This is a genomic window from Sphingopyxis sp. H050 (genome assembly GCF_001468265.1).
Lineage (GTDB): Bacteria > Pseudomonadota > Alphaproteobacteria > Sphingomonadales > Sphingomonadaceae > Sphingopyxis.
Genome location: NZ_LNRZ01000002.1, coordinates 629,558 through 647,276, shown reverse-complemented (window position 1 = coordinate 647,276; position 17,719 = coordinate 629,558). Strand labels below are relative to the sequence as shown.

At 66.1% G+C, this 17,719-nt stretch carries 19 protein-coding genes; 12 read left to right on the top strand and 7 right to left on the bottom strand.

Annotation, left to right across the window (positions count from 1 at the left end):
• Positions 1 to 167: 167 nt before the first annotated feature.
• Positions 168 to 1,628, bottom strand: coding sequence for a magnesium transporter (gene mgtE / locus ATE67_RS06170; protein WP_058815805.1), 1,461 nt, complete (start codon positions 1,626 to 1,628; stop codon positions 168 to 170).
• Positions 1,629 to 1,789: 161 nt separating this feature from the next.
• Here mgtE and ATE67_RS06165 point away from each other — a divergent pair, with 161 nt between their 5' ends.
• Complete coding sequence (locus tag ATE67_RS06165; RefSeq protein WP_058815803.1) at positions 1,790 to 2,242, top strand: peptidylprolyl isomerase; 453 nt, start codon at positions 1,790 to 1,792, stop codon at positions 2,240 to 2,242.
• 30 nt (positions 2,243 to 2,272) lie between these two features.
• Here the strand turns inward: ATE67_RS06165 and ATE67_RS06160 are convergent, their stop codons facing one another.
• Positions 2,273 to 3,403: an NAD(P)H-dependent flavin oxidoreductase gene (locus ATE67_RS06160; protein ID WP_058815801.1), complete on the bottom strand. Its 1,131-nt coding sequence runs from the start codon at positions 3,401 to 3,403 to the stop codon at positions 2,273 to 2,275.
• Between the two features lie 105 nt (positions 3,404 to 3,508).
• Between ATE67_RS06160 and nadC the strand changes: the two genes are divergently transcribed.
• The 3 genes from nadC to ATE67_RS06145 all read left to right on the top strand — a co-directional run bounded on the left by nadC (position 3,509) and on the right by ATE67_RS06145 (position 5,378).
• Entirely contained in the window at positions 3,509 to 4,357 is an 849-nt protein-coding gene (gene nadC / locus ATE67_RS06155) for a carboxylating nicotinate-nucleotide diphosphorylase (protein WP_058815799.1), read from the top strand.
• Positions 4,344 to 5,057, top strand: coding sequence for a ribonuclease T2 family protein (locus ATE67_RS06150; RefSeq protein WP_058815797.1), 714 nt, complete (start codon positions 4,344 to 4,346; stop codon positions 5,055 to 5,057). The genes nadC and ATE67_RS06150 overlap by 14 nt, the downstream gene beginning before the upstream one ends.
• Before the next feature lie 93 nt (positions 5,058 to 5,150).
• Complete coding sequence (locus ATE67_RS06145; RefSeq protein ID WP_058815795.1) at positions 5,151 to 5,378, top strand: hypothetical protein; 228 nt, start codon at positions 5,151 to 5,153, stop codon at positions 5,376 to 5,378.
• 177 nt (positions 5,379 to 5,555) lie between these two features.
• Here ATE67_RS06145 and ATE67_RS06140 read toward each other — a convergent pair whose 3' ends face one another.
• Positions 5,556 to 6,851 (bottom strand): MFS transporter, encoded by a 1,296-nt coding sequence (locus tag ATE67_RS06140; RefSeq protein ID WP_058815793.1) that lies wholly within the window; start codon positions 6,849 to 6,851, stop codon positions 5,556 to 5,558.
• Positions 6,852 to 6,986: 135 nt separating this feature from the next.
• Here ATE67_RS06140 and pgsA point away from each other — a divergent pair, with 135 nt between their 5' ends.
• The 3 genes from pgsA to ATE67_RS06125 are packed head-to-tail and all read left to right on the top strand — an operon-like array spanning position 6,987 to position 8,252.
• Complete coding sequence (pgsA, locus tag ATE67_RS06135; protein ID WP_058815792.1) at positions 6,987 to 7,559, top strand: CDP-diacylglycerol--glycerol-3-phosphate 3-phosphatidyltransferase; 573 nt, start codon at positions 6,987 to 6,989, stop codon at positions 7,557 to 7,559.
• 4 nt (positions 7,560 to 7,563) lie between these two features.
• Complete coding sequence (locus ATE67_RS06130; RefSeq protein ID WP_058815791.1) at positions 7,564 to 7,815, top strand: MoaD/ThiS family protein; 252 nt, start codon at positions 7,564 to 7,566, stop codon at positions 7,813 to 7,815.
• Complete coding sequence (locus ATE67_RS06125) at positions 7,812 to 8,252, top strand: molybdenum cofactor biosynthesis protein MoaE (protein ID WP_058815790.1); 441 nt, start codon at positions 7,812 to 7,814, stop codon at positions 8,250 to 8,252. The genes ATE67_RS06130 and ATE67_RS06125 overlap by 4 nt, the downstream gene beginning before the upstream one ends.
• 206 nt (positions 8,253 to 8,458) lie before the next feature.
• On the opposite strand, the gene ATE67_RS06120 is transcribed toward ATE67_RS06125, so the two are convergent.
• Entirely contained in the window at positions 8,459 to 9,364 is a 906-nt protein-coding gene (locus ATE67_RS06120; RefSeq protein ID WP_058815788.1) for a hydrogen peroxide-inducible genes activator, read from the bottom strand.
• Between the two features lie 133 nt (positions 9,365 to 9,497).
• Here ATE67_RS06120 and ATE67_RS06115 point away from each other — a divergent pair, with 133 nt between their 5' ends.
• Positions 9,498 to 9,965 (top strand): hypothetical protein, encoded by a 468-nt coding sequence (locus ATE67_RS06115; protein ID WP_058815786.1) that lies wholly within the window; start codon positions 9,498 to 9,500, stop codon positions 9,963 to 9,965.
• Between the two features lie 7 nt (positions 9,966 to 9,972).
• Here ATE67_RS06115 and trmFO read toward each other — a convergent pair whose 3' ends face one another.
• Positions 9,973 to 11,322 (bottom strand): methylenetetrahydrofolate--tRNA-(uracil(54)-C(5))-methyltransferase (FADH(2)-oxidizing) TrmFO, encoded by a 1,350-nt coding sequence (trmFO, locus tag ATE67_RS06110; RefSeq protein ID WP_058815783.1) that lies wholly within the window; start codon positions 11,320 to 11,322, stop codon positions 9,973 to 9,975.
• 74 nt (positions 11,323 to 11,396) lie between these two features.
• On the opposite strand from trmFO, the gene ATE67_RS06105 reads away from it, so the two are divergent.
• The gene (locus ATE67_RS06105) at positions 11,397 to 12,077 is read left to right on the top strand and encodes a lysoplasmalogenase (RefSeq protein WP_058815781.1); all 681 of its coding nucleotides are present in this window, start codon (positions 11,397 to 11,399) and stop codon (positions 12,075 to 12,077) included.
• 110 nt (positions 12,078 to 12,187) lie between these two features.
• Here the strand turns inward: ATE67_RS06105 and ATE67_RS06100 are convergent, their stop codons facing one another.
• A complete protein-coding gene (locus tag ATE67_RS06100) occupies positions 12,188 to 13,030 on the bottom strand; it encodes a TauD/TfdA dioxygenase family protein (protein WP_058815879.1) in 843 nt (280 codons plus the stop codon).
• A gap of 187 nt (positions 13,031 to 13,217) precedes the next feature.
• On the opposite strand from ATE67_RS06100, the gene ATE67_RS06095 reads away from it, so the two are divergent.
• From ATE67_RS06095 to ATE67_RS06085, 3 genes are all read left to right on the top strand, one after another.
• Positions 13,218 to 13,565: a glycine zipper 2TM domain-containing protein gene (locus ATE67_RS06095; protein WP_231728060.1), complete on the top strand. Its 348-nt coding sequence runs from the start codon at positions 13,218 to 13,220 to the stop codon at positions 13,563 to 13,565.
• Between the two features lie 153 nt (positions 13,566 to 13,718).
• On the top strand, positions 13,719 to 14,279 hold the full coding sequence (locus ATE67_RS06090) for a peroxiredoxin (RefSeq protein ID WP_058815775.1): 561 nt from the start codon (positions 13,719 to 13,721) through the stop codon (positions 14,277 to 14,279).
• A gap of 60 nt (positions 14,280 to 14,339) precedes the next feature.
• A complete protein-coding gene (locus tag ATE67_RS06085; protein WP_058815773.1) occupies positions 14,340 to 15,323 on the top strand; it encodes an MBL fold metallo-hydrolase in 984 nt (327 codons plus the stop codon).
• 129 nt (positions 15,324 to 15,452) lie between these two features.
• Here the strand turns inward: ATE67_RS06085 and ATE67_RS06080 are convergent, their stop codons facing one another.
• Positions 15,453 to 17,528, bottom strand: a complete 2,076-nt coding sequence (locus ATE67_RS06080) for an amidohydrolase family protein (protein WP_231728059.1) — start codon at positions 17,526 to 17,528, stop codon at positions 15,453 to 15,455.
• Positions 17,529 to 17,719: the final 191 nt, after the last annotated feature.

The following is a 17,719-nucleotide window of genomic DNA, read 5'->3' as shown; positions in this document are numbered from 1 at the left end:
GGCGGAGGGAATGCGGGCCGGGCCAATGTTGCTGAGCAGCGCTGCGGGGGGGCGATGACCGCTGCTCGAAAAGGAAACGACCGCGCGGGCAATTTGTTCCAAAAAAAATGGCCCGGTGTAAAAATTTTTTGCAGTTATTTTGAATTGCTCGGGATTCGAAGGGCTTGTCAGCCCATCGAGACCATGCCGCTGGCCACGGCGAGGCCGAGAAACGCCAAAAAGCCCATGGAATCGGTGACCATCGATACAAAAATGGAGCTTGAAACAGCCGGATCCTGATCGAGCCGATCCAGCAACAGAGGTATGACCACCCCGGTCACCCCGGCGACGAAGATGTTGAGGATCATCGCCGCCGCAATAACCCCGCCGAGCGCCGGATTGGCGAACCACAGCCCGGCGACGACACCTGCGATGATCGCGATGGTGCCGCCATTCAGCAGCGCAATTTTCATTTCACGAAAGACCGCGCGCCAGCTGTTGGAATCGGTCAGCTGGTTCATCGCGAGCGCGCGCACCGTAACGGCGAGCGTCTGCATCGCGGCATTGCCGCCCACCGCGGCGACGATCGGCATCAGCACCGCCAGTGCGATCATCTGTTCGATCGCACCGCCGAACAGCGCAATGACCGTGGACGCAACCATCGCGGTGGCAAGGTTCGCAATGAGCCAGCGCACGCGCGCCTTGTATGTCTCGCGGATCGGCTCGTTGATGTCGCCGTCGCCGGCGCCCGACAGGCGCAGGATATCTTCGCCGGCCTCTTCCTGAATGATGTGCACGACATCGTCGACGGTGATCATGCCGACGAGGCGGCCCGCTTTGTCGACCACCGCCGCCGAAATCAGGGCGTATTTCTGGAAGCGCAGCGCGACCTCTTCCTGGTCCATATCGACAGGTATCAGCGTCTGCTCGCGCTTCATCACATCGGCAATCGCAATGTCGCGCGGAGTACGCAAAATCCAGCTCAGCTGGCATGTCCCGACCGGGCGATGCAGCGGATCGACGACGAAGATTTCCCAGAAATCGGTGGCCAGATCGACATCTTCGCGCAATCGGTCGATGACGTCGCCGACGGTCACATGCTCGGGCACCGCGACATATTCGCGTTGCATCAGGCGGCCGGCGGATTCCTCAGGAAAGGACAGGGCGTCCTCGATCGCTGCGCGATCCGCAGGCTCCATCGCCTCGAGCACCGCCTGCTGCTCGTCTTCCTCCATATCCTCGATGATCGCGACGGCGTCGTCGGTATCGAGTTCGGCGGCGAGTTCGGCGACCTGTTCGGGCGCGAGGAGGTCGATCAGTTCCTCACGCACATAATCGTTCATTTCGGCAAGGACGTCGGCGGACAGCATGTCGCCGAGGACGGCGGCAAGCATCGGCCGCTCGTCCGAGCTCGCGAGTTCGAAAAGATCGGCGATGTCGGCGGGGTGCAGGCGGCCGATACGCTCGCGGGCCGCTTCGCCTTCGCCGGCTTCGGCGAGGTCGATCACCTCGCGAACGAATTGCGGCCGGAGGCGATCATCCTCGTCCAGCTCGGTTTCCGCCTCGCGATTGGGCTGGTCGCGATCTACGTCGCGCTCGTCCGTAAGGACGGCATCGTCGTGCGGCAGGGGCTCGTCGCGTTTGTCCATCGCGGTCCTCCCTGACTGTTGCGGTGTCCGTGCTTCCCCCTAGTCTGGCGGGCGCAGGATGGCAACGGCGCGGCGGCCCTTTCGGCAATTTATGGTGGCTTTGCCGCCACACCCCGTTATGGCACCGCCAAACCGTAATAAACCGCAATAAGGAGTCTATCATGTCCGACCAGACGCTCACCCTTTCGCTGTCGACCGGCGATGTCGTCATCCGCCTTCGTCCCGACCTTGCACCGTTGCACGTCGAGCGGATCACCACGCTCGCCAAGGAAGGTTTTTACGACGGCGTCGTCTTCCACCGCGTGATTCCGGGATTCATGGCGCAGGGCGGCGATCCGACCGGTACGGGCATGAGCGGCAGCAAGCTTCCCGACCTGCCGCAGGAATTCAACGCCGAGCCGCACGTCCGCGGCGTCTGCTCGATGGCGCGCGCGCAGAACCCGAACAGCGCTAACAGCCAGTTCTTCATCTGCTTCGACGACGCGCGCTTCCTCGACAAGCAGTACACCGTTTGGGGTGAAGTGATCGAAGGCATGGAGAATGTCGACGCGCTGCCTAAGGGAGAGCCCCCGCGCGAACCGGGCAAGATCGTCAAGGCGACGGTTAGCGAATAAAGGAAAATCCCCGCTTCGGCGGGGATTTTTTTAATGCCCGATAAAGCCGTTCAGGCGTTCGCAGGCGGCGATCCAGTCGGTTTTGAACTCCTGGACGACCTGACCGGTGCCCATCGCCTCGTTCATCAGGCCGACGCCCTGGCCGACCCAGTAGGTCGCAAGCGCCTTGGCGCCTTCGTGGCCGCCTTCGGACAATTTATCGACCTTGCGCAGCGCCGGTTCGCTGACCAGCGATTGGAGCGGCATCGGCAACGGCTTCGGCGCGCCCTCGGCCTCCCAGGCGTCGGTCCAGGGTGAGCGGAGCTGGCGCGAGGGTTTGCCGGTGCGGCTCTTCGATCGCACCGTGTCCCGCGAGGTCGCGGTGAGCATCTTTTCCTTCACGATCGGATTGGTTTCGGCTTCGGCCGTGGTCAGCCAGACCGACCCGGTCCAGGCGCCATGCGCGCCCATCGCCATCGCGGCCGCCATCTGGCGCCCGGTGACGATGCCGCCGGCGGCGAGGATCGGCGTGGTCGCGCCGACCGCCTCGACCGCTGCCGCGACTTCGGGCACGAGGACCATCGTCGCGATCTCGCCGCAATGGCCGCCGGCTTCGCCGCCCGCGACGACGAGGATATCGACCCCGGCCCGGACCTGCGCCAGCGCATGGTCGCGGGTGCCGACGAGCGCCGCGACCGGCACGTCGAAGCGCTTGCCGAGTTCGAGCATCAACGGCGGCGGGACGCCGAGCGCGTTGGCGATGAGCTTGATCGGATGCCGAAAGGCCACTTCGAGCAGCTTGGCCGCGCCGTCGTCGGTCATATTCTCACCCAAGCCGCCGCCAACGCTGGGCAGCGCCAGATTGCCGTCGTCGACGCCGTGCTTGACGAGCAAGTCGGCGACGAAGGCCTTATGCTCGGCAGGGATCGGCGGAAGGGCGCTGCGGGCCTCGCCCTTGCCCGCGAAGCTGTTGGGGACGATCAGGTCGACGCCATAGGGGCGCCCGCCGATATGCGCATCGATCCACGCGAGTTCCTCCTCGAGCCTTTCGGGTGGCAGCGAGGCCGCGCCGAAGACGCCCATGCCGCCGGCCTTCGACACTGCGACGACGACGTCGCGACAATGCGAAAAGGCGAGCAGCGGGAATTCGATGCCGAGCATCGTGCAGATGGGGGATTGCATGGGACCTCTCCGATGTTGGCTATGTTGCCGCGTAGCGTGCATGTCAGCGTTGGTTTACGTAAACGTCAAGTTGATTTGCATGGGAGCGGCTCTATCGCTTCGGATATGAGCGATTTTTCCCTGCCCGGTTTCGACCTTAACGCCTTTGTCCGCAGCACCCTGGCCGAAGATCTGGGGTCCGGGGGCGACATCACATCGATGGCGACGATCCCCGCAGGCGCACGCTTTTCGGGCGTGATGGACAGCCGCGACGCGATCATCGTCGCCGGGCTGCCGATCGCCGAAGCGTTCTTTCGCGCGCTCGATCCTGCCATGGAGATCGAGATCCTGGCCAAGGAAGGCGCGAAAGTGGACGCGGGCAGCGACCTGATGCGCCTGCACGGCAACGCCCGCGCCATGCTGACCGCCGAGCGATCGGCGCTGAACACGGTGCAGCATCTGTCGGGTATCGCGACGATGACGCGCCAATATGTCGACGCGCTGGCGGGAACGGGCGCGACCCTGCTCGATACGCGCAAGACGATCCCGGGCCTGCGCGTGCTGGAGAAATATGCGACGCGGACGGGCGGCGCGACGAACCATCGCATGGGATTGTGGGACGCGGCGATGATCAAGGACAATCATGTCGCGGTCGCCGGATCGGTCGAGGAAGCGGTGCGCCGCGCGGTCGACGCCGGGATCGAACGGATCATCGTCGAGGTCGACCGGGTGGCGCAGGTCGAACCGGCGCTGAACGCCGGGGCGACGCATCTGCTGCTGGACAATATGAGCCACGACGAGCTGCGCCAGTGCGTCGCGCTGGTCGGGGGGAAGGTGCCGACCGAGGCGTCGGGCGGCGTTCGGCTCGACACGATCCGCGACATCGGCGCCACCGGCGTGACCTATGTGTCGGTCGGGCGGCTGACCCAGTCGGCGCCAGCGGCGGACATCGGGCTCGATTTTGCGCTGGCTTAGCGCCGCCGCGCTGGCGCTGATGCCTGTCGCGGCGCAGGCGCAGTCGCTGGCGTGCGTCGCGCCCGACCGCGTCGCCGTGCCGCGGCTGGAACGACCGGCGCGCGACGCGCCGGTACGGACGCCGCCGATCACCGGATACAAGCTGAGCATGAGCTGGTCGCCGCAGCATTGCGCGGGCGCGCGCAATCCGCGCGATGCGCGCGACCGCTTTCAATGTTCGGGCGAGAGCGGGCGCTTCGGCTGGGTGCTGCACGGCCTGTGGCCCGAAACCGACGGTCCCGACTATCCGCAATGGTGCCGCCCTGCGAAGATCGTGCCGCAGCCGGTGCTGAAGACGCATATGTGCATGACGCCGTCGGCGCAGCTGTTGCAGCATGAATGGGCGAAGCATGGGACGTGCATGAGCCCGCACCCCGCCGCCTATTTCACCGCCGCCGCGATGCTGTTTCGCGCGGTGCGCTTTCCGGACATGAAGATTCTGGCGGCGAAACCGCAAACCGCGGGGCGCGTTCGCCGGGCGTTCGCCGCGATCAATCCGGGGATCAGGGAGTCGATGATTGCCGTGTCCGCGCGCGACGGCTGGCTCACCGAAGTGCGCTTTTGCCTGGGGCCGCGGATGCGTCCGCAGGCGTGCAAATCCTTCCAGCGCGGGCTGCCCGATCAGAAGCCGGTGCGCGTCCGGCCGATGCCCGGCGGTTAAGGAAGCGGCGAGACGACGTCCCATCGCGGTACGCCGCGGCGTTAACTCTTTTTTAACCTTATCGACTCGGTAAGCGCGGCGTAGCGTCGGGACATGGACGCAGAAGACCAGATCGACATCCGCCACCGGCTGCGCGCGCATGCCGCACGGCAACTGACCATCGCGCGCATGAACGCGCCCGACGACTGGCGGGCCGAGCTGCGCGCGATGCTGCAGGCCGAGCGGGTTGCCAAGCCCTTGCTGGCACGCGGGAGCGATATGCGGCTGTTCGCCGAGAGCTTTGCGATTTTCTTTGTCGCGACGATGATGTTCCTGATCTGAGCGGCGGGGTAGCGGGCGAACCACGACATCCATAGCCTCGTCATCCTGAACTTGTTTCAGGATCCATGGTCTGCCGCTTCCTTTGGCGCGGCGTTAAATTCGAGCGCAGGCCATGGATGCTGAAACAAGTTCAGCATGACGAGAATTGAGGGGCAGTTTCCCACCCCCAAGGTGCGCCTAGTCGCAAGCCCTGTGCAGCTTTACCGCCAGCCAGGCTGAAATCACGCACATCGCGGCGCTCATCAGCAATTGGTCGACCACGCCGACGCCCGCGAATCCCAGACCCATGGCGAGCAGCGAGCCCGCCACCATCGCGCCCGAGTTGACGATGTTGTTGGCTGCGACGGTGCGCGCGGTCTGATCCTTCGGCACCGTTGTCGTCAGAAAGGCATAGAGCGGCACGACGAACATGCCGCCGCTGATCGCGATGCCGAGCAGGCTGGCGAGCAGCGGGATGACGTCGGCGTGCGCGAGAAATCCATCGATCCCGTACATCACGCCCGAGGGGTCATGCTCCCAGTTGCGGCATACCCAGTAGAAGGCCACGACGAACAGGCCCATCACGATGACGCTGGCCGGGCTGTAGCGCGCCGAAACCTGTCCTTTGAGGAGCCGGTTGACCGCTACCGAGCCGATGGCGATGCCGATCGAGAAGATCGCAAGAAACAGGCTGGCGACGCTCTTGTCGGCGTGGAGAATATTCTTCACCAGGGGCGGGAACTGGATGAACAGCACCGCGCCGATCGTCCAGAAGAAGCTGATCGACAGGATCGCGAGATAGAGGCGCGGGATGTGCATCGTGCCGCGGACCAGCGCGATCGACGAGCGGATGATGTGCCAGTCGATGCCGGTTTCTTCATGCTCGGGCGGGGCCGGCGGAACCTTGCGCCCGGTCCAATAGCCAAGCACGGCGACCAGCACGACGCCCAGCGCCGCCCATTCGACCTCGATCACGCCGGCGAGGATCGTGCCGGCAAGAATTGCGATATAGGTCCCGGCCTCGACGAGCCCGGTGCCCGCGAGCACCTCGTCGCTTTCCAGATGCTGCGGCAGGATCGCATATTTGATCGGGCCGAAGAAGGTCGAATGGATGCCCATCGCAAAGAGCGCGAGCATCATCAGGGGAATCGCGAGCAAATGGACGGCAAAGCCCAGCCAGGCGAGGACGAGGCCTGCCCCGCCCACAACCATGATCAGTATCTCGCAGAATTTGACGATGCGGATGATCCGCGCCTTGTCGCGCGTGTCGGCAAGCTGGCCCGCCAGCGCCGACAGCAGGAAGAAGGGGATGATGAAGAGCGCGGTCGCAACGGCGCTGAACAGGGTTTCCGACGCCTCGTCGTTGAACACGCCGTAAACGACGAACAGCACCATCGCATTTTTGAACAGATTGTCGTTGAAGGCGCCGAGCAGCTGGGTAACGAACAGCGGAAGGAACTTGCGTCGGTTCAACAGCGCAAAGGAACCGGTCATTGAATTTCCATTTTTACAGCCCGACATTGCGGCATCCGTCGCCGTCTTCGGCAATCTTGTTGTCGCAGCGGGGGCTTATCGGTTAGGGGATGCGCGGTCAAAGCCCATTTTGGAACGGACACGCCGACAGGGATCATGCTGAGCCTTCCCAACATCCTGACGCTGTCGCGTATTTTTGCGGTTCCCATCCTGCTCTTCCTGCTGTGGCCCGGCGTCGCCGAAGGGTCTTTGCAGCCGAAGCCGATCGACTATGCGCTGGCCTTCGGCCTCTACTGCCTGATGGGCATTACCGACTATTTTGACGGCTATGTTGCACGCTCGCGCGGGATCGTGTCGCGGCTGGGCGCTTTCCTGGACCCCATCGCCGACAAGATCATGATCGCGGCGGTGATCCTGTTGCTGGTCTTCACGCGCGACATCGATGGTTATCACGTGATCGCGGCGCTGATGATCCTGCTGCGCGAGATCATCGTGTCGGGGCTGCGCGAATTCCTGGCGACCTTGCAGGTGTCGATGCCGGTGACGCAGCTCGCCAAGTGGAAGACGACCTTTCAACTCGTGTCGTTCGGCGCGCTGATCCTGGCGGGCGCGCTGCCCGCGATGGTCTGGATCAAGACCGTCGGGCTGATCTCGCTATGGGGCGCGGCGGTGCTGACGCTGATCACCGGCTGGGATTATCTGCGCGTCGGCCTGAAGCATATGGATTGAGCCGATGGCGCTGACGGTCAGCTATTTCGCCTGGGTGCGCGAGCGGATGGGGATCGCCGACGAGGTGATCGACCCGCCGGCGGATGTCGCGACGGTGGCCGATCTGGTCGAATGGCTCGCCCGGCGCGACGAGCGGGGGGCTTTGGCCTTCGCCGAGCCGGGGCGCATTCGCGCGGCGGTCGGCGGGGCGATGGCCGGGCCTGACGCGGTCATCGGGGACGAGGTTGCGCTGTTCCCGCCGGTGACCGGGGGATGATCCGCGTTGCGGTCCAGACGGGGGCGATCGACGTCGCGGCCGAACTCGATATTCACGACGCGGGCGGACATGGCGCGAGCGCGAGTTTCATCGGGCGCGTGCGCGGCGACGATGATCTGATCGAACTGTTCCTCGAACATCATCGGGTGCTGACCGAAGCGGGGCTGGCCGAATTGGCGCATGCCGCTGCCGATCGCTGGGCGCTGGCGGCGCTGACGCTGATCCACCGCGTCGGCGGGATGGCGCCCGGCGAGACGATCGTGCTGGTGCTGGCGAGCAGCGCGCATCGGGCCGAGGCGTTGGCCGCGACCGAGTTTCTGATCGACCGGTTGAAGACCGACGTGATGTTCTGGAAGCGCGAGACATTCGCCGACGGGCGGGTCGCGTGGGTCGAACCGCGGGATGGCGACCAGGGCCGCGCGGAGCGGTGGGATTAGGCCGTCGACCTGGGGTGTCGGTTTTGGGTGGGGAGCGGACGTTCCACCCAACCGTCGCCCCCGCGCAGGCGGGGGCCGCTGGCGGCCTATTCCTGCGCCGCCAGAGTAGACCGACTGCGGCCCCCGCCTGCGCGGGGGCGACGGCTTATTTCGATCGCTTCCTACCTTCGTCGTCCCGGACGCCATCCGGGGTGAGCGAATGAGGGCTAATTCGCCTTGTGCTTGCGGAAGATGTCCGCGAGCAGTTTGAATTCGTCGGCGCGCGGGCTGCCCTTGCGCCAGACGAGCGCGATCGTGCGCCAGTCGTGGTCCGAATCGAGCGGGCGGGTGTCGATGTCGGTGTGGTCGAGGATGCCCGCCTCGATCGCCATCTGCGGCAGCATGGTGATGCCGAGGCCGTTGTCGACCATCTGGACCAGCGTGTGCAGCGACGTGCCCATCATGCGCGCGCCGGCGCGCAGTTCGGGGCGATTACACGCGGCGAGGGCGTGATCCTTCAGGCAATGGCCGTCCTCGAGCATCAGCATTTGCGCGGGGTCGAGCTGGTCGGCGCTGACCATCGCGGGCAGGTCCTCCGACTGGTCGCCGGGGAAGGCGACGAAGAGCGCGTCGTCGAACAGTTTCTCGCTCTCGACGTCGCCGCACGCATAGGGGAGCGCGAGGAGGACGCAGTCGACGGTGCCGTGGTGCAGCGACTCGCACGCCTGCGCGCTCGGTTCCTCGCGTAGGAACAGCTTGAGCGACGGGCGTTCCTTGCGGAGGCGCGGGAGCAGGCCGGGGAGGAGGAAAGGCGCGATGGTGGGGATGACGCTCATGCGCAGTTCGCCGACGAGCGGGGCCGCGGCGGCGGCGGCCATGTCGGCGAGTTCCTCGGCTTCGCGGAGGACGCGGTGCGCCTTTTCGACGATCGCATTGCCAAGGCCGGTGAAGCGGACGACGCGGCGGGTGCGCTCGACGAGCGTCTGGCCGAGCAAAGTCTCAAGCTCGCGGATGCCCGCGGACAGCGTCGACTGGGTGACATTGCAGGCGTCGGCGGCCCGGCCGAAATGGCCGTGCTCGTGGAGTGCCACGAGATATTGCATCTGTTTCAGCGAGGGCAGGTAATTTTGCATTGATCGAATGTAGCGTTGGAATATCCAGTTTTGAACAATCTTCTCGATTTAAATTCGCGACCATTTTGGCGGCGTCTGTTGGCCGCGCAGCGCGGCGCGTGCTAGCTCTGCTGGCGAACAGGCGGGAGGATTTATGGCGGTTTCGCGATTCCTGATCGGCGGCGTGGCGAGCGCGCTGATGCCGACCGGCGGCGTGTTCCTGTGGAAAGCCTATAGTCAGGACGCCGAGGAAGAGGTGCTGCCCGAGGCGCCGCCGGCGCTCGCCGCGATTCCGGTGGTGGGCGCCAATGCGCCGAAGCGCGGCCCGGCGCCGCCCGATCTGCCCGCCGCCAAGGAGGCGTCGCGCGAGGAGCGGCGCTTCAACCGCTTCGACCGCGACCGCAACAACAAGATCAGCCGCGTCGAGCTGATGTCCTCGCGCACCGCGGCGTTCCGCAAGCTCGACAAGGATCGCAACAATCTGCTGACCTTCGAGGAATGGGCGGCGGCGACGGGCGAGCGCTTTGCCGGGGCCGATGCCGACAGGTCGGGCGATCTGACGCGCGCGGAGTTCGCGACGACGGCGCCGAAGCGGGCGGCGAAGGCGAAGTGTAGCTGTTGATCGACGCTTAGGCCGCGACGACGTCCGCCCGTTTCATCCACTCAGCCAGCGCCTGACCCGCGCGCTGGGTATAGCCCAGTTTGCGGTCCTTCTTGCGGACATCCTCGGCGAGCGGCGGGAAGAGGCCGAAGTTGACGTTCATGGGTTGATAGCTCGCCGCGTCGGCGCCGCCGGTGATGTGGCCGAGCAGCGCGCCCAAGGCGGTTTCGGGCGGGGGCGGCGGGAGCGAGCGGCCGCCGAGTTCGGCAATCGCGAAGCGCGCGGCGACGAGGCCGATCGCGGCGCTTTCGACATAGCCTTCGCAGCCGGTGATCTGGCCGGCAAAGCGGATATGCGGCGCCGATTTGAGGCGCAGCTGCTGGTCGAGCAGCTCGGGCGAGCGGATGAAGCTGTTGCGGTGGAGGCCGCCGAGGCGCGCGAACTCGGCTTTCTCGAGGCCCGGGATGGTACGGAACAGTTCGACTTGCGCGGCGTGCTTGAGCTTGGTCTGGAAGCCGACCATGTTCCACAGCGTGCCGAGCGCATTGTCCTGGCGCAGCTGGACGACGGCATAGGGCCAGCGCCCGGTGCGCGGATTGTCGAGGCCGACGCCCTTCATCGGGCCAAAGCGCAATGTTTCGACGCCCCGTTCGGCCATGACTTCGATCGGCATGCAGCCTTCGAAATAGGGCGTGTCCTTTTCCCAGTCCTTGAAGTCGGTCTTGTCGCCGTCGACGAGGCCTTGAACGAAGGCGTGATACTGGTCCTTGTCCATCGGGCAGTTGATGTAATCCTTGCCGTCGCCGATCGGCCCGACCTTGTCCCAGCGGCTCGCCATCCAGGCGACGTCCATGTCGATGCTGTCGCGGTAGACGATCGGCGCGATGGCGTCGAAAAAGGCGAGCGCGTCCTTGCCCGTCGCGGCGCCGATGCTGTCGGCGAGGCTCGCCGCGGTGAGCGGGCCGGTGGCGACGATGGTCAGGCCCTCGCCCGGCAGCGTGTCGATGCGTTCGCGAACGATGGTGATGTTGGGGTGGGCTTCGAGCGCGCGGGTGACGCCCCCCGAGAAGAGGTCGCGGTCGACCGCGAGCGCGGAGCCTGCGGGCACCTTGGTCGCGTCGGCCTCGCGCATGATGATCGAGCCGAGCGACCGCATCTCGCGGTGGAGCAGGCCGACGGCGTTGCTGTCGCCGTCGTCGCTGCGGAAGCTGTTCGAGCACACCATCTCGGCGAGCGCGTCGCCCTGATGCGCCGGGGTCGTGTCGCCGCCCCCGCGCATTTCGGACAGGCGCACGCGATAGCCCGCCTCGGCGAGCTGCCACGCGGCTTCGGATCCGGCGAGGCCGCCGCCGATGATGTGCACGTCGTATTCCGCCATTTACCCTATCCGTTGACTTGCGACCAATCTGCCGCGCACTAGGCGCGTTGGGGGCAAGATGCAAAGGGGCGGGCATGACGGAAGAGGATGTGAGCGGCGGCTGGGATCGCGCGCGGTGGCTGTGGGCGGCGGCGCTGGTCGGGGGGATCAGCTATTTTGCGGCGGTCTATATGCGGCTCGACGGGCCGGCGATCTGGGCGTGGAAGGCGTCGGGGGTCGGGCTGCTCGCGATCTGGGCGGGGGCGAATGCGCGCAGCGCCGACGGCAAGCTGATCGCGGAGGTGCTGGCGTTCGGGGCGCTGGGCGACTGGTTGCTCGATGCGGTCGGGATGCTGGCGGGCGCGGCAGCATTCGCGACGGGACATCTGATTGCGATCATCCTCTATCTGCGCAACCGACGACCCCGCCTGACCGCGTCGCAGAAATTGCTGGCATGGGTGCTGGTGCCCCTGGCGTTGATCATAGCCTGGGGACTGACGCGCGGGGCGGAGGTGGCGCTGATGGGGGCGGCGGTCGCCTACACCGGCGGCGTCGCGATCATGGCGGCAACCGCGTGGACCAGCCGCTTTCCGCGCTATCGCACCGGCATCGGCGCGATGATGTTCCTGGTCAGCGACCTGTTCATTTTCGCCGGGCAGGGCGGGGCGTTGAGCAAGGATGTGACCTTGTGGCTGGTGTGGCCGCTGTATTTTGGCGGGCAGGCGCTGATTGCCTGGGGGGTGGTGAGTATGCTGGCGCGGGAGAAGCTGCCGTAGCCTGAAGCTTCGCTAGCTCCTCACGGAGCAAGCTGCGCTATCCTCTCCCTCAAGGGGCGAGGATATTAGGGCTGCTCATCACCCCAAATCAGCCGCTTCACCCGTCTGCGCTATCCATCCCACGCCGCAATCGTCGTGCGGTGCAGCAGCCGGTCGTAGCCGTCGTAGCCGCCGGTGGCGCGGTGGAGGAGCGAGCGGTTGTCCCACATTACGAGCATGTCGGGCTCCCAGACATGGCTGTAGCGGAACTCCTCGCGCCCCTGCCACTGGATGAGGTCATAGAGCAGGGGCGGGGCCTCGGCATCGCCGAGCCCGTCGAAACCGATGATATAGCCCGCACAGCCGAACAGGCCGAGGCGGCCGGTCTCGGGATGCGGGCGGACGAACGGGTGCAATTGCGTGGCGAGCGCTTCGTCGTCCGAGCGGATGTCCATGCTGCGGCCTTTGTCGGCCGCGCCATACATGCCGGTGGGCGCATAGCCGTTGCGCGCGCTGTGGATGGCTTGCAGCCCCTCGATGCGCGCGCGAAGCTCAGCGGGCATCGCGTCGAGCGCGGCGTGCTGGTTCGCAAATTCGGTGTTGCCGCCGACCGGCGGGATCGTGATGCCGAACAGGCAGGTGCCCGCGGGCGGGCGGGCCTGAAAGCTCCAGTCGCTGTGCCAGTTTTCAGCGAAGAGCGGTGCGGTCTCGTCGGCCCCGCGCTTCACTGCGATGATATGGTCGTGGCCGGCGATCGGGCGAATGAAGGGATCGTCGCCGAAACCGCCGAAATAGCTGGTAAATCGTTCGAGATCTTCGGCGCTCATTTTCTGATCGGGGAAGGCGAGGACATGGTGGTCGAGCCACGCCGCGCGGATTTCGGCGACGGCTTTGGCGTCGAGCGGCTGCGTCAGATCGACTCCGGTCACGCGGGCGCCGCACGCCTGACCGCTGGGGGTGATGATGAGCGTCATTGCGCGATGCTGCGCCGTTTGCGGCGGGCGGTCAATCGGGCGCGACGGGACGCCCCGAAACATCGCCGAAGCGAAGATCATGGTGCGCAGACGCACAGGCAATTCAGCGGGGCGCCATGTTTCGAGTCCTATTTTGCGCGTGGGGGATCATTGGAGACGACAGATGTTATTTTTCAGGAAACTGGCTTTGACCGCGCTGATCGGTGCCAGCGCCGTGGCTGCCCTGCCGGCCGAAGCCGATGCGCGCGACCGGCACCACCGCCACGGTCACGGCCACTACGGCCACCGCGACCATGACCGCTATGCCGACCGCCGCGACTACTACCGCGACAACCGGCGAAGCGACTATCGCGACCGCCGCTATTATTGCCGCCGGGGCAGCGGGACGACGGGCCTGATCGTCGGGGGTGCCGCGGGCGCCTTGCTCGGCCGCGAGGTCGACCGTTACGGCGACCGGCTGCCCGGCACGATCATCGGCGGCGCCGCGGGCGCGCTGATCGGCCGCGAGATCGATCGCGGCGGCCGTCGCTGCTGATCGCGCGATAGCATTCGGCGGACCTTCGCATCGCGTCCGTATCGATGCGGGAGTCCGTCGATTGCGATCCGCCCGATTGCGGCCGGCGAATATCGCGGTACAGTGAGTCTTCCGGCGGACGCCATTGCCCGCCGTTCGATCTGGAGACCGCAGATGAAGAGGCTGACGAAGATTGCGATGTCGCTGGGCATCGGTTTGACCCTCGCTGGTCTTCCGGCGCAAGGCATCGCGGCGCTTCAGCAAGGGGCGAAAGCGCCCGACTTCACGCTGAACGCAGCGCAGGCGGGCAAGGAGTTCAGCCTGTCGTTGAAGCAGACGCTGCGGAACGGGCCGGTCGTGCTCTATTTCTTTCCCGCCGCTTTCACCCCCGGTTGCACGGTGGAGGCGCATCTGTTCGCCGAGGCGAACGGTCAGTTCAACCAGCTCGGCGCGCGCGTCGTCGGGGTGACTGCGGGCAATATCCACCGCGTGGCGGAGTTCTCGCGCTCCGAATGCCGCGACAAATTCGCCGTTGCCGCCGATCCGGGTGCGAAGATCGCGGCGAAATATGACGCCACGATCCAAGGTCCCGACGGCAAGCCGCTGTCGAACCGCACCTCCTATGTCATCGCCCCGAACGGCACGATCCTGCTGAGCTACACCGACAGCAAGCCGCAGGCGCATATCGAAAAGACGTTGGCGGCGGTGCGGGCATGGAACGCGAAACGGAAATAGTCCCGGACGAAGCGATGTCGCGCGCTCCCGGCAATTGACTATGGACCGAAGCCTTCGGCAATGACGCGCAATCGATATTATCGGGGACCGCTATCGGACCATTTCGACGGTACGCGGTTTTTCAATCCGGCTGGCGAACCCGAGACCGACCGGTCGTTGAGCGATCTTCTTCGGTGGCGCCGCTCGGCACCCGATAATCGCTGGCCATCGTCGGTCGAGGTCGTGCCCGTCATCCCTGACGCGCGGGTCGATGGATTGCGGGTGACGATGGTCGGCCATGCGACGCTGCTGATCCAGATCGACGGGCTGAATATCTTGACCGATCCCGTCTGGTCGGATCGCGCCAGCCCCGTGTCCTTCGCCGGTCCGCGCCGCGTCACACCGCCCGGCATCCGGAGCGACGACTTGCCGCCGATCGACGTCATCCTGCTTTCGCACAACCATTACGACCATCTGGATATGGCAGCGCTGCGCGCGCTGCATGCCCGGCACCGGCCGCTGATCGTCACGCCGCTGGGCAATGATGCGATCCTTCACGGCGGAATATCCGACGCGCGTGTCCGGGCCGGCGATTGGGGCGACACGATTGAAATTGCCCCCCGCGCAACGGCGCATATCGTGCCTGCGCTGCACTGGTCGTCACGCGGTCCGCGCGATCGCCGTATGGCGCTGTGGGGCGGCTTCGTCGTCGAGGCCGCCGGAAAGCTGGTCTATTTCGCGGGCGATACCGGCTATGGAACCGGGAATATCTTCCGCACGATCGGCGAGCGCTTCGGGGCGATCGACCTCGCGATCCTGCCGATCGGGGCCTATGATCCGCGCTGGTTCATGGCAGCGCAGCATTGTGACCCCGAAGAAGCCGTCCGGATATTCGAGGATGTGGGCGCCAAGGCAGCCGTAGGCATGCATTGGGGAACCTTCAAACTGACCGATGAAGCGCGCGACGAGCCAGCGAGCCGCCTGACGGCGGAGCTGGCGCGTCGCGGGATCGATCCGGCGCGCTTCGTCGCGCTGCACCCGGCCGACGTGGTGGATGTCGGCTAGCGAGCGGAACGCCGCCTATAGTCAGCGGTCATCCCGGCTTTGTGCGGCATCGACGGCCTGCGCTTCTCATGCCGCCGGAGCAAATCCGCGCCACGGATGGCTGCTGAAACGGCGCAACAGGCGGCGCCCCTATTTCGGCCGGCCGCTATATCCCGCTGCCTTCCGAAGCTCGTCGGCATCCATCACATAGCCGTCGCTGACCACGGTCACGACGCGGCGGAGCGCGCCGAGATCGGTCGAGGCGTCGCCGTCGACGAGGACCATGTCGGCCTCTTTGCCGACCGCGATCGAGCCGGTGCGCTTGTCGGCGCCGACGACGCGGGCGGGGACGATGGTGGCGCTCTGGATTGCCTCGGCTGGGGTGAAGCCCGCCTGCTGGTAGATTTCGAGCTCGCGGATCAGTTCGATCCCCCAGCCGTCGGTGCCCGCGACGATCGGCACGCCCGCCTGGTGCAGGCGGCGGACCAGTTCGACCATCTTTGCATAGCTTTTGCGATAGTCGTCGCGCGTCAGCCCCTCGATCAGCGGATAGCCGCCGGCGGTGAAGACCGAACGTTCGATGACGGGCGAGATGATTCCCATATAGGGTGCGTAAGCCGGCTGGGGCTTGCCGCCGTCCTGCGTCAGCATGCCTTCGAAGATGACGATGGTCGGATCGACGATAGTCTTTTTCTTGGCAAGATCGGCGATGAAGCCCTTCATCGGCTGGGCGTCGAGGTCGACGTCCTTGAAATAGCGCGCCGGACCCTCGACGCGGGCGCGGGTGTTCGCCTTGTCGATCACCTCGCGCGGCATCGCCTCCATCGCGACGAAATTGAGGTGGGTGAGCTCGTCATAGCCGGCGGCGACGGCCTCACTGGGCTTCATCGTCGCGGGAACATGGCCGTGGACGTGGAGGCCGAGCCTGTGCGCCTCGGCGGCGGCAGGGGCGATCCACGCGGGGTTCATCGAGGTGTAGAATTTGACGCCCCACAGGCCCGCCGCCTTGACGCGGCGGACCGCAGCGATGGCTTCGTCGGCGCTGCTGACGACTTCGGCGCCTTGCGCGGCGAGCGGGTCCTTCTTGTCGATGATGACCGAAATGAAGGGCTCGCCCATCAGCAGCGTCTGGGCGGCGCGGCGCTTGGTCGCGTCGATCGCGCGGTCGAAGTTGGTGCCGGGGCTGCGGAAGCTGGTGATGCCGTTGGCGGTGTTAGACAGCACGTCCCAATCGTCGCCGATGTGAAGGTGGCTGTCCCAGATGCCGGGGACGAGCGTCTTGCCGCGGCCATCGATGCGCTGCGTCCCCGTGGGGGCCTTCAGCGAGCCGGCGGCGCCGATGGCAGCGATCTTGCCGTCGCGGGCAAGGACCGCGCGGTTCGCGAGGAAGACGCCCTTGTCGGCGTCGAACAGCTGGACATTGTCGATCAGCACGGGCGCTTTGGCGGCGGGCGACAGGAAGCGTTTGGCGATGGCCGCGACGGTGTCGGCGGTCGCCTTTTCCTGCACGCCCTTCAGCTGCTTCAGCGCGCCCTCATACCCCTCCGGAATCACCGACAGGAAGCTGATGTCCGCGAAATAGCGTTTATTCTCGTCGAGCCAGACCGGGTAGGGCGAGGGCAGGATGCCGCTGACGAAGGCGAGCTGGACGGTCTTGGGACCGCGCGGCCCCTGGATCACCTGGGTCGGGCCGAGGGTGAGGCGGCCCTTGCCGCTGGGCAGGAAATTCACGCCGGCCTCGCCGGCGGCGGCAAGCGCGTCGATCAGCGGGGCGCTGCCGAGGTTGGTGCCGCCCGCGGGGATATACCAGCCGCCGGCCGCAGCCTCGCCCGCGTCGTTCGCGGTCTTCCACGCCGCGCGGCCATTGGCGACGCGATAGTCCTCGGCGGCGTCGCCCGAGGTGGTGACGCCGCGGATGGTCGTCGCGGTGACCGACCCGTCGGCGGCAAAGCTGGTCACCTGATCCATCTCGGTGATCCAGCCGCGCAGTTCCTGCGACCAGCGATAGGCGGTGCGCCCGTCGGGCAGTTGCCAGCGCCACTGGTCGCCATGCTTGCCCGATTCGGAGACGACGACATAATGCGCGGCATCGGCGGGGGGCTTCAGCAGCTCTTCCTTGGGGACGGGCTTCGACGGCGCCGCGGGCGCGGGTTCCTCATGCGCGTAAACGGCGGCGGGCGCGGCCGAGGCCAGCAGGGCGGCGAGCAGTACGAGGCGCATCGTCATGGTTTCCCCCAATATCGGACAGGCCGAGAGTGGTAGGGGGATTCGGGCAGGCGAAGCAAGATGCGACCAACGCCGGGCGGCGTTCGACTAAAGGAGATCGTCGCCCCCCGCGGCGGCGGGGGCCGTTGGAAGATGTCGAACAGATTGGCCGAGTAGCAACGATAGCGGCCCCCGCCTTCGCGGGGGCGACG